General features: G+C 68.2%; 20 protein-coding genes and 1 pseudogene. 13 read left to right on the top strand and 8 right to left on the bottom strand.

Going from position 1 to position 23,172, the window contains the following annotated elements:
- Positions 1-4 precede the first annotated feature (4 nt).
- The 3 genes from QZM15_RS11110 to uppS form a co-directional block, all read right to left on the bottom strand.
- Positions 5-1,216 carry a winged helix-turn-helix domain-containing protein gene (locus QZM15_RS11110; RefSeq protein WP_059584682.1) on the bottom strand — a complete coding sequence of 404 codons (1,212 nt, stop codon included), beginning with the start codon at positions 1,214-1,216 and terminating at the stop codon, positions 5-7.
- 335 nt (positions 1,217-1,551) lie between these two features.
- On the bottom strand, positions 1,552-2,631 hold the full coding sequence (locus QZM15_RS11105) for a terpene synthase (protein WP_099317680.1): 1,080 nt from the start codon (positions 2,629-2,631) through the stop codon (positions 1,552-1,554).
- Positions 2,632-2,684: 53 nt separating this feature from the next.
- Positions 2,685-3,455 (bottom strand): polyprenyl diphosphate synthase, encoded by a 771-nt coding sequence (gene uppS, locus QZM15_RS11100; protein ID WP_059584686.1) that lies wholly within the window; start codon positions 3,453-3,455, stop codon positions 2,685-2,687.
- Between the two features lie 34 nt (positions 3,456-3,489).
- Between uppS and QZM15_RS11095 the strand changes: the two genes are divergently transcribed.
- Entirely contained in the window at positions 3,490-3,765 is a 276-nt protein-coding gene (locus QZM15_RS11095) for a hypothetical protein (RefSeq protein WP_144029755.1), read from the top strand.
- 87 nt (positions 3,766-3,852) lie between these two features.
- Here the strand turns inward: QZM15_RS11095 and QZM15_RS11090 are convergent, their stop codons facing one another.
- On the bottom strand, positions 3,853-5,241 hold the full coding sequence (locus tag QZM15_RS11090) for an MFS transporter (RefSeq protein WP_059584688.1): 1,389 nt from the start codon (positions 5,239-5,241) through the stop codon (positions 3,853-3,855).
- Between the two features lie 381 nt (positions 5,242-5,622).
- On the opposite strand from QZM15_RS11090, the gene QZM15_RS11085 reads away from it, so the two are divergent.
- The gene (locus QZM15_RS11085; RefSeq protein WP_302106373.1) at positions 5,623-6,252 is read left to right on the top strand and encodes a TetR/AcrR family transcriptional regulator; all 630 of its coding nucleotides are present in this window, start codon (positions 5,623-5,625) and stop codon (positions 6,250-6,252) included.
- Positions 6,253-6,389: 137 nt separating this feature from the next.
- Complete coding sequence (gene treA / locus QZM15_RS11080; protein WP_302106372.1) at positions 6,390-8,108, top strand: alpha,alpha-trehalase TreA; 1,719 nt, start codon at positions 6,390-6,392, stop codon at positions 8,106-8,108.
- Positions 8,109-8,211: 103 nt separating this feature from the next.
- Here treA and QZM15_RS11075 read toward each other — a convergent pair whose 3' ends face one another.
- Both QZM15_RS11075 and QZM15_RS11070 read right to left on the bottom strand, forming a co-directional pair.
- Positions 8,212-9,699 carry a carbohydrate porin gene (locus QZM15_RS11075; RefSeq protein WP_302106371.1) on the bottom strand — a complete coding sequence of 496 codons (1,488 nt, stop codon included), beginning with the start codon at positions 9,697-9,699 and terminating at the stop codon, positions 8,212-8,214.
- 85 nt (positions 9,700-9,784) lie between these two features.
- On the bottom strand, positions 9,785-10,051 hold the full coding sequence (locus tag QZM15_RS11070) for a hypothetical protein (RefSeq protein WP_059584699.1): 267 nt from the start codon (positions 10,049-10,051) through the stop codon (positions 9,785-9,787).
- Between the two features lie 1,079 nt (positions 10,052-11,130).
- Here QZM15_RS11070 and QZM15_RS11065 point away from each other — a divergent pair.
- Together QZM15_RS11065 and QZM15_RS11060 are read left to right on the top strand one after the other, a co-directional pair.
- On the top strand, positions 11,131-11,268 hold the full coding sequence (locus tag QZM15_RS11065) for a hypothetical protein (protein WP_167351651.1): 138 nt from the start codon (positions 11,131-11,133) through the stop codon (positions 11,266-11,268).
- Positions 11,269-11,390: 122 nt separating this feature from the next.
- A complete protein-coding gene (locus QZM15_RS11060; RefSeq protein ID WP_059639771.1) occupies positions 11,391-13,037 on the top strand; it encodes an NRAMP family divalent metal transporter in 1,647 nt (548 codons plus the stop codon).
- A gap of 114 nt (positions 13,038-13,151) precedes the next feature.
- Here the strand turns inward: QZM15_RS11060 and QZM15_RS11055 are convergent, their stop codons facing one another.
- The gene (locus QZM15_RS11055; protein WP_059585107.1) at positions 13,152-14,060 is read right to left on the bottom strand and encodes a LuxR family transcriptional regulator; all 909 of its coding nucleotides are present in this window, start codon (positions 14,058-14,060) and stop codon (positions 13,152-13,154) included.
- A gap of 283 nt (positions 14,061-14,343) precedes the next feature.
- Here QZM15_RS11055 and QZM15_RS11050 point away from each other — a divergent pair, with 283 nt between their 5' ends.
- The 8 genes from QZM15_RS11050 (at position 14,344) to sctJ (ending at position 23,106) form a co-directional block, all read left to right on the top strand.
- Positions 14,344-15,177: an autoinducer binding domain-containing protein gene (locus QZM15_RS11050; protein WP_059584702.1), complete on the top strand. Its 834-nt coding sequence runs from the start codon at positions 14,344-14,346 to the stop codon at positions 15,175-15,177.
- Positions 15,178-15,427: 250 nt separating this feature from the next.
- On the top strand, positions 15,428-17,635 hold the full coding sequence (sctV, locus tag QZM15_RS11045; RefSeq protein WP_302106370.1) for a type III secretion system export apparatus subunit SctV: 2,208 nt from the start codon (positions 15,428-15,430) through the stop codon (positions 17,633-17,635).
- The gene (gene sctS, locus QZM15_RS11040; RefSeq protein WP_006480854.1) at positions 17,632-17,910 is read left to right on the top strand and encodes a type III secretion system export apparatus subunit SctS; all 279 of its coding nucleotides are present in this window, start codon (positions 17,632-17,634) and stop codon (positions 17,908-17,910) included. The genes sctV and sctS overlap by 4 nt, the downstream gene beginning before the upstream one ends.
- A complete protein-coding gene (sctC, locus tag QZM15_RS11035) occupies positions 17,910-19,949 on the top strand; it encodes a type III secretion system outer membrane ring subunit SctC (RefSeq protein ID WP_302106369.1) in 2,040 nt (679 codons plus the stop codon). Before sctS ends, sctC begins: the two co-directional genes overlap by 1 nt.
- Positions 19,930-21,279, top strand: coding sequence for a type III secretion system inner membrane ring subunit SctD (gene sctD, locus QZM15_RS11030; protein ID WP_059639767.1), 1,350 nt, complete (start codon positions 19,930-19,932; stop codon positions 21,277-21,279). Before sctC ends, sctD begins: the two co-directional genes overlap by 20 nt.
- Before the next feature lie 140 nt (positions 21,280-21,419).
- On the top strand, positions 21,420-21,632 hold the full coding sequence (locus QZM15_RS11025) for a hypothetical protein (RefSeq protein WP_006480857.1): 213 nt from the start codon (positions 21,420-21,422) through the stop codon (positions 21,630-21,632).
- Between the two features lie 124 nt (positions 21,633-21,756).
- On the top strand, positions 21,757-22,233 hold the full coding sequence (locus tag QZM15_RS11020; RefSeq protein WP_059585108.1) for a hypothetical protein: 477 nt from the start codon (positions 21,757-21,759) through the stop codon (positions 22,231-22,233).
- A 54-nt stretch (positions 22,234-22,287) separates the two neighbouring features.
- Complete coding sequence (sctJ, locus tag QZM15_RS11015) at positions 22,288-23,106, top strand: type III secretion system inner membrane ring lipoprotein SctJ (protein ID WP_302106368.1); 819 nt, start codon at positions 22,288-22,290, stop codon at positions 23,104-23,106.
- Here sctJ and QZM15_RS33980 read toward each other — a convergent pair.
- A pseudogene (locus QZM15_RS33980) lies at positions 23,088-23,172 on the bottom strand (bcscK); the annotation flags it as partial. The gene sctJ and the pseudogene QZM15_RS33980 sit on opposite strands and share 19 nt — an antisense overlap.

The following is a 23,172-nucleotide window of genomic DNA, read 5'->3' as shown; positions in this document are numbered from 1 at the left end:
GCGCTCAGGTGCGCGCGAATGCCTGCACGAGGGCCGGCGGCGCGTGGGCGACCGTCACCTCCGGCGTGCCGTGCCACGCCGCGAGTTTCTTCACGGCTTTCGCGACGTCGGCCGCGAGCCCGGCGCCGAAGCGCACGCCCGGCTCGACGTGCACGGCCTTCAGTTCGAACGTGCCGAGCGTGCGATGCGCTTTCGCATCGACGCGGCCCACCAGCCGGCCGCGATGCAGCACGGGCAGGCAGAAATAGCCGTAGCGCCGCTTGTGCTCGGGCGTATAGCACTCGATCGTGTAGTCGAACCCGAACAGCGTCGACGCGCGCCGCCGGTCCCAGACGACCGGATCGAACGGCGACAGCAGCGTCGTGACCGTCGAGCGCAGCGTGTCGGCCGCGGCGGCCGGCAGCAGCGCATCGAGCGAGCGGTGCACGTAGGCCGGCTCCTTCCAGTCGTCGATCCGCACCGGAATCAGGTCGCCGGCCTCGGCGAGCCGCTCCAGCTCCGCGCGGTACGAGCGGCGCGGCAGCCGATAGTAGTCGGCCACCCAGTCCGCGCGCACGACGCCGAGCGCGCGGCACGTGTAGTCGAGCAGCGCGGGCAGCACGGCCTCGCGCGGCGGCAGGTCGCGCGCATCGTCCCAGTCGGGCAGCACGCGTTCGCGCACGTCGTACACGCGCTGGAAATTGCGGCGCTCCGACACCATCAGGTCGCCCGTCGTGAACAGCACTTCCAGATGACGCTTTTCGGGCTTGCGATCCCACCAGCCGTTGCCCTTCACGCCGTTTTCGCGTGCGAAATCGGCCGACCGCACCGGGCCTTCTTCGCGAATCCGCGCAAGCAGCCGTTCGATCTCCGGACGATTCTGCTCGTGCCATTCGGCCGCGTATTTCCAGCCCATTCCCGACGGGTCGAGCATCTTGTAGCGCATCAGACCGAACTGCTCGATCGGCAGAAAACACGCTTCGTGCGACCAGTATTCGAACAGGCGCGCCTCGGCGAGATGTTCGTCGAGCCAGTGCGGCGGGAAATCGCCGAGACGGCTGTACAGCACGAGATACGGGCTGCGCGCGACCACGTGGATGGTGTCGATCTGCAACTGCGCCATCCGGCGGATCGTGTCGAGCACGTCGGACTTGGTCGCCTTGCGGCGGGGTGGCGTGAGCAGGCCCTGTGCGGCGAGATGCAGGGCGCGGGCGGCGGCGGACGAAAGCGTGAGCATCGGCAGGACGGTCGAGGGTGGCGATCGGGAACCACTTTAGCGCGAAAGCGGCGTGCGCGTGCGACGTGCGGCTGCAACGCGTCTGACAATGGTTGACAGATACGTTTCGCAAGTTTCCCTATAGTGCGGTTCATGGCGCGACGACACGTGCGCGCACCGATTCCGCTTCCGACGCACATATGTCCATGGCACGCAGGAAGCGAATTCGGGTTTCCCAACCCCCATCGGGAGACCCGGAGCCCTGAGCGGACATCCATGCGGCTATGCACCGGCCCCGTGTGGATGTCCGCTGATTTTTTTGTTTTTCCGGTTTTTCCTCCATTGCCCGCGACAGGTCATGCCGCGGCGCTCGTCTGTCCGGGCCGCAGCGCGCGGGACAGGTCGTAGTGTTTCGCCGCGCCGTAACGCGGCGAACCGAAGTGCCAGTCGTAGTTGCCGCGAATGTACGTCCTGGCCTCGTCGAGCAGGCGCAGCGACGCACGATCGTCGGTGCGCGCGCGCACCTTTTTTTCCAGATCGAGATAACGCGCCAGATAGCCGTTGTGGATGTCCGCCGCCGCGTCGAGCGCGGCCTGCGGCGAGAGCCCGCGTTCGTGTATCAGCACGCACACGAGATTGCTGCTCGACTCGCCGGCCTCCTTCGGATACGAGAAGATATCGTTGCACAGGCACAGGATCGCGTTGGACAGCCTGCGCAGGCGCTCGACCGCTTCGTCTGCGTAGAACGCGGCCGGCGCTTCGTAGCCCGCGGCGATATCGATCAGCGCGAACGCACCCTCGCCGCAGCCGTTGTACGTGCGACCGGACAGGTATTCGGCCTCGCCGGGCACGACGTCGGTCGCGAACCGGCCGGCTTCCCACAGCGTCGAGAACAGGAACGTCATCATCCCCGCCACCCAGCGGGCGTACTGCACGCGCGTGGACACGGCGGCGATACGCGCGCATATGTCCTGCGTCGCGCGTTGCAGGGCGGGCAGGAACGCGGCCAGGTGCGGCAGGCGCGCCGCGAGCGCGGCGCGCAGCGGCGCGGGGTCATGGCCGGTCGGATCGGCGATCATTTCGTACAGCCACAAGTAGAGCGCCCCGAGCTCGCCCGGGGCGCGCGCGACACCGTGCAGGCTGCACAGGCCGTCGTCGATCGCGAAGATCCAGCCGTATGCGCGGGCGGTCGTGCACAGTCCGTCGAAAGACGAGTGCGCATAGACGCGCGCGCAGTATTCGCCGACCTTGCCGTGACGGATGCCGTGCGCCCAGCGCGGATCGTCGAGCAATCCGTGGCTGTTCATCCACGCGTACAGGTCGGCTTCGGCGCGCTCGGCATCGGGATGCACGGGTGTTTCGAACGGGTGGAACAGGTGCGGCAGCACCAGCGTGGGCGCCGCGGCTTCGGCGGCAACGGTTTCGACGGTGGACATGGCGTACCTCGCGGATGGCGGGTGACAACAGGTGTCGTGAGGAGCGCGCCGGGCTACTTGCCGAACCGGCGCGCGCGCTTGCCGTACGCATCGATGGCCTGTTCGAAATCGTCGCGTCCGAAATCGGGCCAGCACGTCGGCGTGAAATAGAACTCGGAGAAAGCGGTTTGCCACAGCATGAAATTCGACAGGCGCTGTTCGCCCGACGTGCGGATCACGAGGTCCGGCTCAGGCTGGCCGGCCGTATACAGCCGGCTCGCGATCGACTCCGGGCTGAGTTGCGCGAGCAACTGATCGACGGTGCCGGCCGCGACGTGCTCCGCGATCAGCGAGCGGACTGCGTGCAGCAGGTCGAGGCGGCCGCTATAGGCGACCGCGATGTTCACGTCGAGCCCGCGCGCGCGGGCCGTGCGTTGCTGCGCGGCGCCGATGCGCTCGGCCGTGGCGGGCGGCAGCTGCGTCAGGTCGCCGATCACGTGCAGGCGCCAGCGGCCGCTGGCGGCGAGCTCGTCGAAGACGTCGGCGATCACGGCGAGCAGGCCGCGCAATTCCCCGGCGTCGCGCTGGAGATTCTCGGTGGACAGCGGCCACAGCGTCACGAGCGGGATCCCGGCTTCCTCGCACCACGACAGCAGCGCATGCACGTTGCGTCCGCCGGCCCGATAGCCGTCGGCGGCCGGCAGGCCGAGGCGCTCCGCCCAGCGCCGGTTGCCGTCGAGAATGACGGCGAGATGGGTCGGCAACGGCGGCCGGGCCGCATCCGGTTCAGCGGGCGAGTCGATGGCGAATGTTTCCGGCGCGCGCAGAATCAGCTCTCGAGTCATGGAGACTCCTTCGAGGCGAGATAGCGATCGAAACGTGAAACAGCGGATGGGATGGTTATCGCGACTGCTGCAATCCGGCGGGGGGATTCTGTTCGCGCCGATGCGAGCGACCATTATCGATCAATGGATTTCGGATTATCAAGTCGTTCGCATGCACGATATCGGGGCGCCCGGGCGCGCAAGCGGCCGCGCAGGCGTGGCGCGGCGCCGGCGGATATCGAAAGCGGTGATGCGCGATCGATTTTCGAGCCGATGTTATTTCGGCAAGGGGATTCGGCGAGCGGTTTGTGTGTTTCGCGCGATTGAATAAATCGCGGAATTGGAAAATAAAAGCGACGTAATACCCGGACGATCGATTGTGGCAAAAACGCTTCGGCCGCAATCGACCGGCGACCGTTTACTGCCGCTTGCCGCGCGCGATTTCGTCGCCGGCGCCGGGCGGCAGCCGCCGCGTGATCGGAATCGACGCGAACGAGCACAGCCCGACCACCAGGAACGCGGGCCAGAAATCCGACCACACCATCGCCTGATGGCCCTGGAGCCAGTGCGACACGTGCAGCACGAGGCCGGCCACCGTGACGCCCAGGCCGAGCGACATCTGCTGCACGACGCTGCCGAGGCTCGTCGCGCGGCCGGCGTCGCGCGGCGAGATGTCCGCATAGATCATCGAATTCAGGCTCGTGAACTGCAGCGCGGGGAAGATGCCGCCGACGAGCACGATCAGCCAGATCGCCCAGGTCGCCATGCCGGGATGGAACACACCGTATGCGGCGATCGCGAGGCCCGCGAATGCCGCGTTGTAGATCAGCACCGTGCGAAAGCCGAAGCGGCGCAGCGTATGCGTGGCCGTCGAGCGGCTGACCGCGCCGCCGAGCGCGGACGCGCACGTGATGAGCCCCGAGTGGAACGCGCTCATGCCGAGCCCTTCCTGCAGCGCGAGCGGCAGCAGGAACGGCACCGCGCCGAGGCCGATGCGGAACAGCGACCCGCCGACGACGCTCGCGTGGTAGGTCGGGATCTTCAGGAAACCGAGGTCGAGCACGGGGCGCGTCTTGCGGCGCGCGTACGGCACATACAGCGCGAGCATCGCGGCGCCGGCCGCGCACATGATGATCGCGTTCGAGCGCGACGTGAGCGAGCCGTCGATCAGCGTGAGGCCCATCAGCAGCAGTGCGGCACCGCTGGCCGACAGCAGGAAGCCGAACCAGTCGAGCGGGCCCGGATCGGGTTCGTGCGTGTTCGCGATGTGCTTGCTCGCGAGGTAGATTCCGTAAAGGCCGATCGGCACGTTGATGAAGAAGATCATCCGCCAGTGCAGGTAGGTCGTGATGAAGCCGCCGACGAGCGGCCCGACCGTGGGCCCGAACAGCGCGGGAATCGCGAGGTAGTTCATCGCGCGCACGAGATCGGCGCGCGGCACCGCGCGGAAGATGATGATGCGGCCGACCGGGACCATCATCGCGCCGCCGACGCCCTGGATGAAGCGCGCGAACGTGAGCACGCCGAGGGAGTTGGACGCCGCGCACATCAGCGAGCCGACGACGAAGATGCCGATCGCGGTGCGGAACACGGAGCGGGCGCTGAAGCGGTCGGCGAGCCAGCCGCAGATCGGGATGAACACGCCGAGACCGACCACGTAGGCCGTGATCGCGATGTTCAGCGTGACGGGGTTGTGCCCGAAGTCCCTCGCCATCGCAGGCAGTGCGGTGACGATGATGTTCGCGTCGACGCTTTCCATGAACAACGCACAGGCAACGATGAGCGGTGCTAGAAAGACGGGCGACATGAGGAGGGCGCGCGGTAAAGACGCCATTATGCCCATAATGTGAGCGCTGCGTCACGTATGACAACAGTTGTTCCGCATGTTGCAACAGTCGTCTTTTCTGACGGGTGGCGTGGAAGGGATGACTGCGCACGCGCGAGCGGTGCGCTGCTTGCCCGGTGAACAAACCCGCATCGTCGCAGCGGGGCGCGCGCGCTTTCGATACCGGGCAGGATGTCGACGCGGTGATTTCCCAACCGCGTGTCGCACGGTAAATCGACCGCGCGCTTGCGCTTGAATGCGACGAGCGGCGCGTCGGCCGGCCATGTCGATTCCTTTTGACGGTGCGGCGGTGCGTTTCTAAAATATGAGCACTTGCTCATATTAAAAAGCCGCCTTCCCGCCATGTCCGAATCGTCCTCGCGCATCCCGCTTTTGCCCCGCAAGGCGCCGCGCCAGCGCCGCTCGATGGCCACCGTCGATGCGATCGTCGAGGCCGCCGCTCGCGTTCTGGAGCGCGACGGCTTCGATGGCTACACGACGAATGCCGTGGCCGCGCTGGCCGGCGTGAGCATCGGCTCCCTCTATCAATACTTCCCGAACCGCGATGCGCTGACGGCCGCGCTCGTCGAGCGCGAGAGCGCGCATCTGCTCGACGACGTCGACCGCGCGGCCGCGCGGTCGTCCTGCGACGACGTGCTGCGCGCGCTGGTGCGCGGGGCCGTCGCACACCAGATGCGCCGGCCGGTGCTCGCGCGGCTGATCGATTTCGAGGAGGCGCGGTTGCCGCTCGGCGCGCGCACCGAGCGCGTCGCGGACCGCATCCACGCGACCTTGCTGCATGCGCTCGGGCTGCGCGATGCGCCACGCGTCGCCGCGCCCGACGTGGTCGCGCACGATCTGCTCGCGATCGTGAAAGGCATCGTCGATGCGGCGGGCGCGCGCGGCGAGACCGATGCCGATGCGCTCGAAGCGCGCGCGTGGCGGGCGGTGCGCGGTTATCTGCGGGAGTCGCGCGAATCGAAACTTGCTTGACACGCATGTTTCGTGCGACAGTCGGGCCCATTCACACCACAACATGACGCGTATCGATCGAAGGCCATCGAGACGAACGCGCGCGCGAACGAGACCTCGTGCCGATCCACTCACCATTCGAAAGGAGGGGACACGCCATGACGTCACGTCGTGCCGCACCGCTTGCATCGCGTTTCTCGTCGCGTCAGTCGCCGCCCGCGCCGCGTCTGCGCTGGGCCGCCGCACTGGCCATCGCCTATCTCGCCGTCGCCGGCTGTGCCGCGCAGGCCGACAATGCGCATCAGGCCGCCGCGCAAGCGGCCAGCCAGGTCGCGTTGCCGGCCACCACCGCAGCCGCTTCCGCGCCCGCGTCGGGCACGCTGCTGCCGCCGCCGAGCCAGCTCTACGGCGACCTGTTCGTCGCGGTGCAGACCGCGCAGCTCTATCCCGACCAGAAGACCTTCGTCGACGCCACGCCCGACACCGATCCCGCGACGATCGTGCAGTTGTATCAGCAACAGAAATCGCAGCCGGGCTTCTCGCTGAAGGCGTTCGTCGACCAGCATTTCACACCGCCCGCGGCAGGCGGCGTGACGCCGCCGCCGAACCAGACGCTGCGCCAGCACATCGACTGGCTGTGGCCTCAGCTCACGCGCACGAGCGTCACGGCGCCCCCGTACAGTTCGCTGATTCCGATGCCGAAGCCGTACGTCGTGCCGGGCGGCCGCTTCCGCGAAGGCTACTACTGGGACACCTATTTCACGATGCTCGGGCTGCAGGTGTCGGGGCGCGAGGATCTCGTCGACGACATGCTCGACAACTTCGCCTACCTGATCGATACGGTCGGGCACATCCCGAACGGCAATCGCACGTATTATGCGAGCCGCTCGCAGCCGCCGTTCTTCGCGTACATGGTCACGCTCGCCGCGCAGGTCGAAGGCGACAAGGTCTACCAGAAATACCTGCCGGCGCTGCGCAAGGAGCATGCGTACTGGATGCAGGGCGAAACCACGACGCCGCGCGGGCAGGCCGCGCGCCACGTGGTCACGATGCCCGACGGCGCGGTGCTGAACCGCTACTGGGATGCGAGCGACACGCCGCGCGACGAATCGTATCTCCAGGACGTGACGACCGCGAAATCGGTGCCGTCCCGTCCGGCGAACGAGGTGTACCGCGACCTGCGCGCGGGCGCCGAAAGCGGCTGGGACTACAGCTCGCGCTGGTTCGGAGACGGCAAGACGCTCGCGACGATCCGCACGACCTCGATCGTGCCGGTCGACCTGAACAGCCTGATGTTCCATCTCGAGACGACCATCGTGAAGGGCTGCGCGCTCACGCGCGACATCGACTGCGTGGCCGATTTCTCGGCGCGGGCTGGACGGCGTGCGGCCGCGATCAATCACTACCTGTGGAACCGCCGCGGCTATTACGGCGACTATGACTGGCAGTTGCGCAAGCCGCGCGACGGCGTGACGGCGGCCGCGCTGTATCCGCTGTTCGCGGGCGTGGCGTGGCCGGAGCGCGCGAAGGCGACCGCGCGCGAAGTGCGCAAGACGCTGCTGCAGCCGGGCGGCCTCGTGACGACGACCGAGCACACGGGCCAGCAATGGGATGCGCCGAACGGCTGGGCGCCGCTGCAGTGGATCGCGATCGACGGGCTGCGCCGTTACGGCGAACCGGCGCTCGCGAAGGACATCGGCACGCGTTTCCTGGCCGACGTGAAGCAGGTGTACGCGACCGAAGGCAAGCTGGTCGAGAAGTACGTGGTCGAAGGCACGGGCACGGGCGGCGGCGGAGGGGGCGAATATCCGTTGCAGGACGGCTTCGGCTGGACCAACGGCGTCACGCTGAAACTGCTCGGGCTGTACGGCGAATAATGTGTAGTGCGCGGGAGGGGCGGCATGCCCGTACCGCAGGCCACCGCACGGGCCGGACCGTCGCGCAAGCGGCCGGCCGGCCCGGGTCTTCATGCGGCTCGCATCAGAACGTGATCGTCGTGCGCACGCCGACCACGGTTTCGTCGCCGATGCGCGCGCCGACCGCGTTCGGGTTCGGGATGCCGCCGCCCGGACGGAAGAAGTGCTGCAGGTCGGCCTGCACCTGCCACCACGGCGCGACCTGATACTGGTAGGTCGCCTCGATCACGGTTTCCGCGCGGCGCACCGGATAGCCGGGCGTCGTGTACACGCCGGTATCGCCGTCGAGGCCGCGCGCATGCGAGCCGATCTTCGCGTAGCCGATCGCGATGCCGGCGACGTCGTTGTCGCGTCCGGCGAACGGCGCCTTCAGCGTCACGCCGGCATTGGCCGCGAAATCGACGACATTGCGGTCGCCGGGCGAGCCCATCACGCGCGCGAACACGCCGACCGAGCGCGGGCTGTCGGCCGACGGCCGCCACACCATTTGATCCGCGACCGCATAGAAGCCGTAGTTGCCGCGATGCGTGGCGGGCGTGCCGTTGCTCGCCGGATCGGCGAGCGACAGCCCGTCGGTGCCGTAGCGCGGATCGTTCGCATGCTGCGAGTGATACCAGACGCCGAGCTTGTACGTGCCGGGCAGGCCGGCCGGCTGCGGCGCCTTCGGGTCGGCGGGCGGCGCGTTCAGCGCGTACTGCACTTCGCCGATCACGAATGCGCCGCTGCGCAGGTTGAAGTTGGTGCCGTGCGCGTTCAGCACCTGCGCGTCGCCGTCGGTGCGGCCGGCCGGGTTGCCGTCGAACACGCCGACCATCGCGGTCCACGCGTCGGCCGGCTTCACGCGCAGCCGCACGCCGAGCGACGACAGCGGATACGCGGGGCCGCCGGACGGCAGGTCGGTGGACGGCAGCACGGGCCAGCCGAACGTCGCGTTCATGAACGTCGCCGCGTTCTCGCTCACCATGAATTCCTGGTCGACGCTCTGCTGGCCGACTTTCACGTCGACCTTGCCGTCGAGCAGCGACTGCTGATACCAGAGCTCCCACAGGCGCGTGGTCGAATTGGCCTCGATGCCGGTCGCGGTCTGCAAGGTTTGCAGGTAGCGCTGCGACAGGTTGGTGCCGTGGATCTGCAGCCCCGACACGTTGAACGTGCCGCCCGGCAGGCCGATCGCCTTGCCGGTATCGACGTTGAAACCGAATTGCGTGAGCCCCTGGTACGCGCCGCCGCGGCCCGTGCCGCCGGACGCGTTGTACAGGTATTCGCTGGTTTCCTGCAGGCTCAGCGTGACGCCGTGTTCGTCGAGCACGTCGCGCAGGCCGCCCATGTTGCCGAGCAGATTCGAACGCTCCCACAAGCCGGTGGGCGCGGGCGTGGCGGCATCGGCGGCCGGTGGTTGCGCGGGGGCGGCGGCATCGTTCGTGCCGGCCGCCGGTTCGGCGGCGGCAGCCGAGGCTTGTGCGAATGCGGATGCGGTGGCGAGCGACAGCAGCAGCGCGGCGAGCGCGTCGAGGCGAAGCTTGCGCGGGACGGGAGTGAGCGGGTTCTTCATTTGGGTTGGCAGTTTGATCAGGTTGGCTGAAGAAACGGGAACGTGATGCGGGCCGCATGGCGAGACGGCCCGCATGGGGAAGGACTTACGGCAGCCAGCCGCCGACGCGCCACACCTGCGCGAAGCCGACGTGTGACGCGGCCGAGCACAGTAGCGCAACGAGCGCGACCGCGGCCGCCGTCGCGGCGATCAGCACGCAATCGAGCGGGCGAGGCGCCGCGGGGACGTGGGCGAGGGCCAGGCCACGCCAGCGGCCGAATGCACGGGCGAGCGGCGAGAAGCCGGAAAACGAGCGGTCGCACGCGACGTGCACGACGCGCTTGAACTTGAACGCGAACGATTGAAAGAACATGACGCTGCCTCCGTTCCGTCCGGCGAACGCCGGACGACGTGATCGAGCGCGGGTGCATGACGCGGCCTGCGATCGGAGGGTGGAACATGGCGAAGCGTGCGACTGACGAACCGGCGATGACCGGCCCGGATGGAGGCGCGCTAACCCGACGAGTGCGAGCTAGCGGCGAAAGACATGCGTCTGGCTGCTATCTCGCGATGGCTTGGCCGGCCTGGACCGGCATCGAACTGCAACTAGAGCATGCGTCCACGGAGGGACTCCCGTAATGAATTGGGGCGGATTGTAGTCGCGACTTTTGCTGCGGCGCAAGTAAAAAACGCATGACGGTTGCGCTGCGTGGTGTGCGCGTCGCAGCGGCGCGCGGCGGCCACGTACCCGCTCCGCGAGCGCGACGAGGGCGCGCGGCCGAGGTCGGGCCGTTGCTCCCGCGCATCGGCGCATCGTTGCGTCGTGACGACGCTGAAAGGTTTCAGAACGTCAATTCAAGGGCAAATCTTTCAGTCGCATCATGCGGGGAATTTATTTCGAAAAATGGGGTTTCAAGGGGTTGACTTCGCTTTCGCGCGATCCATAGAATCCGCCATCTTCACTCTTGGGGCCGCCGCCTTGGACGCCTGCAGTAGTCGATCTTCGAACGAAATTTCCGCCTGAGCGACCGACGTCCGCGCCTCATCGAAGCCGCCGTTTGTCTGCCAGGCAAACGGTGCGCGCAGCAGTATTCCGCAGCCACTCCCTACGTGCACCCTGATTCGCGCCGGTTAGCGTGATGCGTTCTCGCATGCGTTGCCCGGTTTCACCGCCGCCAGGCAGGCGGCCGCGTTCGCGCATCCGTTCTCCGGGCGCGCGAATGCCGGCCCGCCGGCCGGACGGCGGTCAACCGTGTTCCCCGGAACACCGCACAGGAGCCGCCATGAACGACAGTGACAGTTGTCCCTTATGCCCGTTGCATACGCAGACCCTTTCGAACCCGGGTCGCGGGGGCAATCCGGCCGACTAGCCTGACACGTCGTTCAGGCCCCGGACTGGCCCCGCGCCCATCACGCGGCCGGCACGCTGCCGTCGCCGCACGGAGCCAGACCATGAACTTCGGCCTTCTGCTGTCGAACCTTCCGCACGTCACGGAATCGCGCCAGCACTACGACGCGATGCTGACGCTCGACGCCCGTCCGCGGGTGTTCTCCCGTCTGCTGGACCAGCTCAAAGCATTGATCCACTGAAAAGAAGCGCCGAGCGCGCCTCGGCATGCGCACGCGCGGCCGCCTTCGAGCGGCCGCCCCGTGCGCATTCCAAGGTCGCACGCTCATCGAATCGCATAACCCTTAGCCGTACGGAACACATCATGTCCACGCCCTCCAACGTCTCTCCACCGATCGCGGTCGAGCGCGGCGCCGTGCTCGACGAAGCCCATCTGGGCGACATCCGCGGTGCGCTCGGCACCATCTCGCACCACGATACCGGCGCGCGCGGCACGTGGTGGGCGCGCCTGCGCACGCTGCTCGCGATCATCGGCCCGGGGTTGATCGTGATGGTCGGCGACAACGACGCCGGCGCATTCGGCACCTATACGCAGGCCGGCCAGAACTATGGCACGACGCTGCTGTGGACGTTGCTGCTGCTTGTGCCCGTGCTGTACGTGAACCAGGAAATGGTGCTGCGCCTCGGCGCGGTCACGGGCGTCGGCCATGCGCGCCTGATCTTCGAACGCTTCGGCAAGTTCTGGGGCGCGTTCAGCGTGATCGACCTGTTCCTGCTCAACGCGCTGACCATCGTCACCGAGTTCATCGGCATCACGTTCGTGCTCGATTTCTTCGGATTGCCGAAGGTGGCCGGCGTGTGCGTGGCCGCCGCGCTGACGATGGCCGCGGTGAGTACCGGCGATTTCCGGCGCTTCGAGCGGTTCGCGATCGGGCTGTGCGTGCTGAGCCTGCTGCTCGTGCCGGTGCTCGTGTCGATCCACCCGCCCGTCGCGCAGATGACGCGCGATTTCTTCGTGCCGAACTGGCCCGCGCACGCGAAGCTGTCGGACGTGATGCTGCTCGTGATCGGTATCGTCGGCACGACGGTCGCGCCGTGGCAGTTGTTCTTCCAGCAAAGCTACGTGATCGACAAGCGCATCACGCCGCGCTTCATGAAATATGAAAAGGCCGACTTGTGGATCGGCATCGCGTTCGTGCTGGTCGGCGCGGTCGCGATGATCGGCTTCAGCTCGGCGCTGTTCGGCGGCCATCCGGAAGCCGGCAACTTCACCGACGCGGGCGGCGTCATCGCGGGCCTCGAGAAGTATGCGGGCCGCACGAGCGCGACGCTGTTCGCCGTCGCGCTGCTCGACGCGTGCATCATCGGCGCGGCGGCCGTGTCGCTGTCGACCGCATACGCGATCGGCGACGTATTCCGGATCCGCCACTCGCTGCACCGCGGCGTGACCGACGCGAAGGGCTTCTATCTCGTCTATTTCGGCATCGTCGCGGCCGCGGCCGCGCTCGTGCTGATCCCGGGCAGCCCGCTCGGCCTGCTGACCGAAGCCGTGCAGACGCTGGCCGGCGTGCTGCTGCCGAGCGCGACGGTGTTCCTGCTGGTGCTGTGCAACGACCGCCAGGTGCTTGGGCCCTGGGTCAACTCGACGAAGCTCAACATATTTACGGGCGCGGTGATCTGGGTGCTGGTGCTGCTGTCGATCATCCTGACCGCATCGGTGATGTATCCGGACATCAGCGGCGAGGCGATCGTCGACGTGCTGGTGGGCGGCACCGTGCTCGCGATCGCCGGCTATCTCGCGACGGTACTGATTCGCCGCAACAGGCGCGTCGTCGAGCCGGCCGTCGATCGTTCGCTGCGCGACACGTGGCGCATGCCGCCGCTCGATACGCTCGAACCGCGGAACATGACGCTCGCGACGCGGATCTGGATGGCCGTGCTGCGCGGCTATCTGGTGATCGCGGTCGGCCTCGTGATCGTGAAGGTCGTGCAGATGACGCTGATGAAGTAACGGCGATCGTCCGCCAGCAAGCGGCGCCGCGCCGCCACCCGCACATGCCGGCCCGCGAGGCCGGCATGTGCGTTGACGCGTTCGTCGGCGCGAAACCGCGCTGCGCCGCCGTCGTCAGATCAACTCGAGCTTCGACGTCAGATAGGTGAGCTGGATCCGGTTCGCGACGCCGAAGCGCTTGCGCAGCTTGCGCAGGTGATAGTCGACGTTGTGCGCGCTGGTGTCGAGACGCCGGCCGATTTCCTTGTCGGACGCGCCTTCGGCGATGCCGAGCAGCAGTTCCTGCTCGAACGGCGTGAGCCCGTTGACCGCGCGCTCGCGCGACGTCGAGATCAATTGCGGCGACGCGAACTTGTGTACCGACAGCCCGATCGACAGCGCCTGCTCGATCGTTGCCGGCGTGATCCATTCGCGCGTGCGGCGCGGCGCGGTGAAGCTCATGAACGCGTGCAGCCGCGTGCCGGGCACGGCCATCGAATACATGATGCCGCTGCACATCCCGTCGTCCTGCATCGTCTGCAGGAAGCCGTCGAGCGCGGCAGGGCTCACGCGCGGTGCGTCGTCGCGCTCGCGGTGCTCGCGGCGCAATTGCTGCAGGTCCCACACGATCGGCATGTTGCACACGCGCGCGCCGAGCGTGCGCGGATCGACGTCGTGATGGTTGTGGCGCACGTAGTCGCCGCGATAGGTGGCCGGCGTGAACGCCTCGTGCAGGTAGAGACTTTCGACGCGCTCGCGCGTGAATTCGAGTGCGAAGTACGCGAACGTCGAGAAGCCTGTCAGATGCAGCAGGCTCGTGACGATCCGGTTGCGCTCGGCCGTGCTCTGCGCGTGCGCGAGCGTATCGGCCACGCCGAGCTTCGGCGCGTGCGGCTGCGCGACGTCGCCGCGCTTGACGTCGTCGCACCAGACGACCTGCACGGTGCGCTCGCGCAGCGCGTCCGCGCCTGCGTCCGATCCGCGCGACGCGCGCGGCAAGGTGGTTGGGGCGACCGCTTCTTCGTGCAATGCAATATCGGACATGAGCCATCCCTCGGAATCGACGCGCATCGCCTGGCGGCGGCCGTATCGAGTACGGCATTCGCGGCGGTGCGACCGAGCATCGTTGTGATCTGCGCCGACCGTCATCCCTGACGAAACGCGGGGGCATTGTACAAAAATGCCGGTGTGTGGGTAATATGCCGTAATACTAATGTCGGCGAAAGGTTCATGTTCGCGCGCATATAACGACGACCAGAAAATCATAAAGAAAAGACCAGATCGTGACGGGGCGCAGTTTCACATATTGGGAAAGGGCGGGCTCCTCATGACATATGCTGACGGCGCACCACGCGTCGAATGGTTCTCACAAGCCGATATAGCGGCCGCTGCCGCTTATTCGAACGAATATCACGCAGTCGAGCGCGACTTTTTTACCGGTATTCAAATAGCGCCCGGTAAAACCGACCTCGCGTCATTCGATTTCGCGCAATGCCATGCGCGATTGCGGCAAATCGGATTCAGTACGCTCGGTTACGGCGCCTACGAAATGATCGGGCGGCGCATTCTGCGCGCGCATCTGCTGCGCGACCTCGCGCCGGCGACGTTCATGCAGCCGTTCATCGAAGGGATGCTGTACGACAGCGACCCGCGCTTCGCGCAGGTGCGGCAGAGCGGCTTCCCGGTCGCGTGGCGGCTCGACGAGATCGAGGCGGCCGCGCACGGCAGCGGCGACCGCAAGGTGCTGGCGCTCGCCGGCCATCTGCGCGCGCATGCGATGAACAGCGGCGTGATCTTCAGCCTGTCGGCGCCGCGCCTCGACCTGCGCGTCGCGGTGAACCTGACGTCGGAAACGCACGGCACCGAATGGATCGACGATCGCGTGATCGGCGGCGCGCTGTCGGTCAGCCTTGCCGTGCATCGCGTCGCGCTGCCGTTCCTTGAGGCGCGCGTCGCGCGCATGCGCGGCTTCGCGCTCGCCGACGAGCAGCAGCAGGTGCTCGACCGGCTCGTGCACGGGCTGTCCGACCAGGAGATCGCGAGCGCGCTGCGCACGTCGCTGCACAAGGTCGGGCACCACATCCGCTCGCTGGAAAAGCTCTTCAACGTGCAGAACCGCGCGCAGCTCGCGTACCTCGCCGCGCGGCGGCTGCCGTCCTGACGTAAGCCTGCCGGACACGCGCGCCGGCGCCCGCGGCGCGCGATGGAAGCGGTTCCGGCGGCGCGTGCCCGAGCGGGCCGCCGGGTTTCGTAGTCCGATTCGATCGTCTGAGGAAAACGCGCTTTCACGCTACGAGGCGCGCTTCTTTTTCCGCGGTTTCCCGTCGCTACACTCGTCCCATTCAACGGTCCGCGCAGCACGGGGAAGGGTTGCCCGTGCCAGCCGGCGATAACGACAGGACAACGGCACGATGGCTGAACCGAAGGCGCTCCCCCGCGACTGGCAGCGGTTGTTTTCCGCCGGCCGCGGCGTGTCCGGACGGCGCCTCGGAGGCGCCTCGCCGCGCGCCGACCTGTTTCTCGCGACCTTCATCGTCGCGGTCGTCGCGCTGTTCATCCTGCCGCTGCCACAGGCCGCGCTAGACGGGATGATCTCGCTGAATCTCGCGGCGAGCGTCGTGCTGCTGACGGTGTCGACCTATGTGCCGTCGGCGGTCAGCTTCTCGTCGTTTCCCGCGCTGCTGCTGTTTACGACGCTGTTCCGGCTCGCGCTGAACATCGCGTCGTGCAAGCTGATCCTGCTGCATGCGAACGCCGGCCACGTGATCGACGCGTTCGGGCGGCTGGTGGTCGGCAACAACGTGGTGGTGGGCGGCGTCGTGTTCCTCGTGATCGCGGTCGTGCAGTTCATCGTGATCGCGAAAGGGTCGGAGCGCGTGGCCGAAGTCGGCGCGCGCTTCTCGCTCGATGCGATGCCGGGCAAGCAGATGAGCATCGATGCGGACTTGCGCGCGGGCATCATCAGCGCCGACGAGGCGCGCGAGCGCCGCGAGAAGCTCGAGCAGGAATCGCAGATGCACGGCGCGATGGACGGCGCGATGAAGTTCGTGAAGGGCGACGCGATCGCGGGCCTCGTGATCGCGTTCATCAACATCGTCGCGGGGATCGCGGTCGGCACGCTGATGCACGGGATGGACATCGGCGAGGCGCTGCAGCGTTACGCGATCCTGACGGTCGGCGACGGGATGGCGTCGCAGATTCCGTCGCTGCTGGTATCGATCGCGGCCGGCATCGTGACGACGCGCGTCGCGACGCGCGATGCGCGGCAGCGCCAGCTCGGCGAACAGCTCGGCGAGCAACTGGGCGCGCACCCGCGCGCGCTGCTGATCGCGGCGTTCGTGCTGAGCGGCTTTCTGGTCGTGCCCGGCTTTCCGAAATGGTCGTTCGCGCTGATCGCGCTCGGCCTCGGCGCCTTCGCGTTCACGCAGTTGAAGCGCAAGACGTCCGCGCCGAGCTTCAACCTGATTCATGTCGCGGGGCGCGTCGGCGCGGCCGACGACGGCCAGCCGGCGAAGGTGCCGCACGCGGCCGGCGTCACGTCGTTGATCGCGGTGTCGCTGTCCGACGACCTGCGTACGGGCCTGAACCTCGCGCAACTGCAGGCGGCGCTGTCGAGCGCGAAGGCGCGCGTCGACGCGGACATCGGCACGGTGTTTCCGCGCATCACGCTGAACGACGACGAGGGCGCGCCGGCCGGCACGTACCGGATCTACCTGCAGGACGTGCTCGCCGCGCACGGCGCGCTGAAGCCGGGCTGGCTGCTGTGGGACGGCGTCGCGCCGCTGCCGGAGCGTGCGGAGCGCCAGCCGGCCGAGGCGTTCGGCCCGTTCGCGACCGCGCTGTGGATCAAGCCCGACGGCGCGGCGCCGGACGGCAAGTGGCTGTCGAGCGAAAGCGCGCTGGCCGCGCACGTCGAGCAGATCGTGCGCCAGCATGCGGACGAATTGCTCGGCATCCAGGAGACGCAGGCGCTCGTGCATCTGGTGCGTCGCGATCACCCGGAGCTCGTCGGCGAACTGACGCGGCTCGTGCCGTTGCAGCGCGTGACCGAAGTGCTGCGCCGGCTGCTCGCCGAACAGGTGCCGATCCGCAACCTGCGCGTGATCTTCGAGAGCCTGATCACGTGGGCGCCGAACGAGCCCGACGACGTGATCGCGCTGGTCGAACTCGTGCGCGTCGACCTGCGCCGGATGATCACCGATCGCCACGCGGGCACGGCGCGCCAGCTGCGGGTCGTGCTGTTCGAGCAGAACCTGCAGGAGCGGATCGAGCGCGCGGTGATGCGCACGAAACAGGGCAATTTCCTCGCGCTGTCGAGCGCGGTCAAGCAGGACATCGGCGAACAGGTGCGTGCGATCGTGCAGGCCGCGCAGGCGGCCGGCCCCGGCGGCCACGGCAACGCGTCGGGCGCCGCGCGGCTCGCGGTGATGGTCGCGCTCGGCGCGCGCCGCTACGTGAAGACGATCCTGCAGCCGGTGCTGCCGGACCTCGCGGTGCTGTCGTACCAGGAAGTCGAGGAGGACGTGCAGTTGCATACGGTCGGCTGGGTGAAGAACCCGCCGGACGACGGCACGGTCGGCGCGGGCGCCGACGTGCGCGCGCCGGGAGCCGTGCAATGACGAGCTCGACGATCCTCGACCTGACGCGCCAGGCGCTGATGCTCGTGCTGCTGCTGTCGCTGCCGATCGTGCTGATCGCGACCGTCACGGGCCTCGTCGTCGCGATCCTGCAGGCCGTCACGCAGGTGCAGGACGCCAATATCGGCATCGCGGTGCGGCTGATCGCCGTGATGGTCGCGCTCGTGCTGCTGTCGGGCTGGCTCGGCGGCGAAGTGCTGCGCTTCGCGCAGCAGGCGCTGGAACGCATGTTCGTTTCTTCAACAGGAGTCCTTTGATGCGTCGACGCGTCGCCTCGATCCGGTTTCAACCGCGCAGCCTGCAACGGGCCGCGCTTGCCGTGTGCGCGACCGCGCTGCTCACGGCGTCGCTGTGCATGGCGCCCGCGCAGCATGCGCGCGCCGCGGACCTGCGCTGGCGCAACAAGCCGTTCACGATCGTCGCGAACGGCAAGAAGATCGGCGACTTCATCCGCGAGCTCGCGTCGTCGCAGGGCGTGACGGCGGTGGTCGACCCGAAGGTCGACGGCGTGATCAGCGGCCGCTTTTCCGGCACGCCGCAGCAGACGCTCGACACGATCTGCTCGACCTACGGGCTCACGTGGTACTACGACGGCTCGTTCCTGTACGTCGATCCGGCCGACCAGTCGCAGACGCAGATGATCCCGATTCCGCCGAACGCATCCGGCGAAATCGGCCGTGCGCTGCAGGCGATGCAGATTCCGGACAAGCGCTACACGCTGGTGATCAACGACCGCTCGAACAGCGTGTACGTGGCCGGCCCGCGCCGCTATGTCGAACTCGTGCGGCAGGCGATCGGCTCGGTCGGCGATCCGTCGGCGAACGGCGCGCATGCGGATATCCGCGCATTCCGGCTGAAATACGGCTGGGCGTCGGACTTCACGATCAACCGCTCGGGCAAGGAAGTGACGGTGCCGGGCGTCGCGACGATCCTGCGCCGGCTGTTCGGCAAGACCGGCGACACGGCCGCGGCGCCGGCGAGCACGCCGCTCGGGCAGGCCGCGCGACAGGTGAAGCTCGGCTCGGGGCTGACGATCGCGGTGCCGCGGCTCGACTTCCCCGACATCTCCGGCGGCCCGCGACAGGGCGGTTATGGCGGTACGGACGGCAGCATGGGCGGCGGCTTTTCGCCGTTCTCGACCGGCGGCGGCGACACGCTGCCGCAGATCGTCGCCGATCCGGCGATCAACGCGGTGATCGTGCGCGACCTGCCGGAGAACATGTATCGCTACCAGTCGCTGATCGGCCAGCTCGACGAGCGGCCGCGCATCGTCGAGATCAACGTGACGATCATCGACATCAACGAGGATTCGCTCGACAGCCTCGGGATCGACTGGCGCCTGCACACGACGCACGGCGACGTGCAGATCGGCAACGGCCAGAACCCGCTGAACGGCAACACGCAGTACAACGGCGTCGGCAACCCGCCGCTGACGTTCGGCATCGGCACGTCGGAAACCGGGCAGACGGGCACCTTCATGCCGACCGGCATCGCGCTGACCGCGTCGATCGGCGGGTCGCTGCGCAACTACCTGCTCACGCGCGTGAACGCGCTCGCTCAGAAGGGTCAGGCCCAACTGCGATCGAAGCCGAAGGTGCTCGCGCTCGACAACACCGAGGCGATCCTCGAAAACCTCACGCAGTTCTACGTGCAGGTGCCCGGCTACCAGGATTCGTCGCTGTACAGCGTGACGACCGGCACCAGCATCAAGGTGACGCCGATGATCGTCGACGAGGCGATCCGCAACGCCGCGGCCGTGTCCGGCAGCCCGCAGAGCGTGATGATGTCGATCGACATCCAGGACGGCAACATCGTGCCGGGGCAGGCCGTGTCGAACGTGCCGGTGATCCAGCAGCGCAACATCGTCACCAAGACGATGATCGACGAAGGCAAGAGTCTCCTGATCGCCGGCTTCAACGACGACGAGGTGCGGCTGAACAAGAGCGGCGTGCCCTGGCTGTCCGACATCCCGCTGATCGGCAACCTGTTCAAGTACACCGACAAGTCGGGCAACCACATGGAGCGCTTCTACCTGCTGACGCCGCGCGTCGTGACGAATGCGTCGATGTATGCGCCGGACGGCTCGCCCGTGAACCCGGGCGTCGACGGTCCGGCGAACCCGGAAGGGATGTCGATGTATCGGCCGCCGGACAACGACGTCACGGTGCCGCTGACGCCGAAGCCGCTGCCCGGCACGAAGTTCGGTCCGCCCGCGTTGCCGCCGCCCGTGGGCGCGGCGTCGCAGCCGGCGGCGACGACCGCAGGAGTGGTCACGCATGTCGACGAGCATCATTGATCCGCACGGCGACGGCGCATTGCCCGGCGGCGCGGCAGGCGCGGGGGCCGGTTCGGCCGCGCTCGCGTCGCCGTGGAACCTGTGCTTCCTGAGCGGGCCGATGTACGGCCGCACGATGTCGCTCGCGCGCGGCGCGAACTGGGTCGGCACGGCGGCCGACTGCGAAGTGATCCTGCCCGATCGCGAGATCGGCGCGAAGCAGGTGTGCCTGCAGGTCGGCGCGCTCGCGGTGACCGTGCAGAACCACGGCGGCGACACTGGCGCGCCGGTGCTGTTCAACGACGAGCCGCTCGGCGCCGGCCGCCGCTCGCTGACGCCGAACGACGTCGTGACGGTCGGCTCGATCCGGCTCGGCATCGCACGGCATGCGCAGGCGAGCGTCGCGGTGCCCGACGAAACGGATGCGCCGGACGCCGCGCGCGAGGCCGCGTGGCTCGGCTGGCTCACGGGCGGGCTGCGGCGGCTGGGCAGCCGGCGGCTCGTGATCGCGCTGGTCGCGCTGTGGGTCGGCGTGCTGCTCGGCGCGCTCGGCTACGGCTTCGTCGCGTGGTCGGGGCGGCTGCCGTGGCAGCACGAATCGGTGCTCGCGCGCACGCACCGGCTGCAGCAACTGCTGCACGCGTATCCGGAGCTGGCGGTCGCGCCGCGCGACGACGGCGTGATCGTGTCGGGCTACGTGAGCGACCCGGCCGCGCGCGAGCGCGTCGCGCAGATCGTCGCGGGCGTCGACAACGCGGCGCTCGGCAACATCTACGTGGTCAGCGATCTGGTCGCGACCGCGCAGACCTATTTCAGCGACACGGCGCTGACGGTCACGTATCTCGGCCGCGGCCGGATCGAGCTGACGGGCGCGGCCGCGCGCGCGCAGATCGAGCCGCGCATCCGCAACTACATGAAGGATGCGCGCCCGGCGCTCGAGGTGGTCGATCACGTGCGCGATGCCGACGCGGCCGCGCCGCGCACGGCGACGACGCTCGGCGGCACGGCGGGCATTCCGGAGATCACGACCGTGTTCGCCGGCGACGGCGACCAGCGCTACATCGAGACGGTCGACGGCAGCCGCTATTTCGAAGGTGCGCGGATGAAGGAAGGCGCGACGGTCGTGTCGATCGGCCCGGACGAAGTGGTGTTCGCACGCAACGGCCAGCGCATCACGATGCCGCTCGGCGGCGCGCCGGCGAGCGCGCCCGAGCAGGCGAGCGCGCCGCCCGTGGCGCCGCTCGCGAGCGGCGCGGCGGCCGGCGTCGCGCGGCCGGTGCCAGGGCCGACGCTGCTGCCCGGCGAGCCGGCGGCCGGTGTCGGGGTATCGGCGAAGGAGGCGGCGCATTAGCGTCGCGACGAATCAGGCGCAGCGCGTTTCGCGATGCGCGCATCACGCGACACGCCGCATGCATGCGGCGCGTCACGTCGCCGGCGGGGCATGGGGCCGCCGCCGGAATGTGGAGTGTGGTTCACGTAAAGGAGCGAAGCATGGGTACCTCGGCAGCAGGTGGTGTGACGAACACGGGCGACGTGCAGAAGCAGGCCGACGACCTGACCAAGACGCAGCTCGAACTGACGAAGATCAATTTCCAGGTTCAGCAATCGACTGCGACGTTCGAAACCAGCAACGCAGTGACCGCGCAGGAGGGGACGGCGAACGCCCAGGTTGCGCAACACCTGAGTTCCGCCGGCCGCGCGTGACGCCGGTCGCCGGCCGTGCCGCGCGACGCCGCGTACCGGAGCCGCCCATGACGGGCGCCCGGCGTGGCGTGTGCGCGTGCCGGCCGGCCCGTTTCCGGCCCTGCCGGTCAAGGAGGACACGATCATGTCGGTAACAGGCGTAGGCGCGGCGCCGCCGGGCGCAGCCGCGCTCGCGGGCGCCGCGCAGCAAACGGGCGCGACGTCCGATCCGGCGCAGGTGCGCCAGTTCGATGCGCTGATGCAGCCGGGCGCGTCGCCGGCCGCTGCGCCGTCTTCGTCGGGCGTCGCGATGTCGCGCGCGCCGGCGGATGCGGCGCCGGCCGTGCGGATGACGCCCGCGCAGGCGAACCCGTCGTCGCTCGTCGAGCGGTTGCGCACGTACGGCAACGATCTCGATTCGCGGTACGCGAACATCGACAAGCATCGCACCGAGATGCTGACGTCGATGGCGGACAGCCGCAGCGATCCGCTGATGACGATGGTGAAGGCGATGGATTTCCAGTGGACGGCAACCACCACGATTTCGGAATACCAGTTGAGCCTGTCGGTTGCGCAGGCGGCGAACGGCTTCACGCATACGGTGCTGAAGACGCAGGAGTGAAAGCGCGTGCGGGCCGGACGATACGGCCTCATGCGCCCTGAACCGGACAAACGGATGACGACGATCGATTCGACGCCGCGCACGCATGCGTGGCGCAGCCGGGCGGCGCGCGCGCTGCTCGCGGGGCTGCTCGTGCTGTTGGCCGGGTGCCAGAAGGAGCTGTACTCGGGCCTGTCGGAGCGCGACGCGAACCAGATGATCGCGGTGCTCGGCGACGCGGGCATCAGCGCGTCGAAGGACAACGACGCGCGCGATACGTCGGACCGCAACGCGTGGCTCGTGAGCGTCGCGGACGGCGACATGCAGGCGGCGCTCACGGTGCTGCACGCGAACGGGCTGCCGAAGCCGAGCTATGCGAGCCTCGGCGAGCTGTTCCAGAAGCAGGGCCTCGTGTCGACGCCGGCCGAGGAGCGCGTGCGCTACCTGTACGGCGTGTCGCAGGACCTGTCGCGCACGCTGCAGGACATCGAGGGCGTGGTGGTCGCGCGCGTGCAGGTCGTGATTCCGGAGAACGATCCGCTCGCCGACAAGATCAAGCCGTCGTCGGCGGCGGTGTACATCCGCTACCGGCCGGGCGTCGACCTGCGCGCGATGGCGCCGATGGTCAAGGATCTGGTCGCGCACAGCATCGAAGGGCTGCAGTACGACAACGTGTCGCTGTTCCTGCAGCCGGCCGCGGCGCGCGCGACGCGCGTGGACGGGATCGGCAGCGCGGTGTCGGACATCCTGCGGCTGCGCTCGCCGCTCGGCTGGCTCGTGTTCGCGCTGATCCTGCTGACCTGCGCGGTGATCGCGCTGTCGGCCGCCCGGCGCGGGATGTTCGGCGCGCGACTCGCGGGCCTGCTCGGCGCGCCGCGCGTCACGTGCAGATAGCGATCGGGCCGCAGGTTGAAGTCGCACACGAGCGCATGAAACGCGGCGGCACGCGCGGCAGGCGGC

The sequence above is a fragment of the Burkholderia sp. AU44665 genome, from assembly GCF_030504405.1.
Lineage (GTDB): Bacteria > Pseudomonadota > Gammaproteobacteria > Burkholderiales > Burkholderiaceae > Burkholderia > Burkholderia semiarida.
Note: the sequence above shows the minus strand (reverse complement) of the source record. Positions and strands in the feature narration are given on the sequence as shown.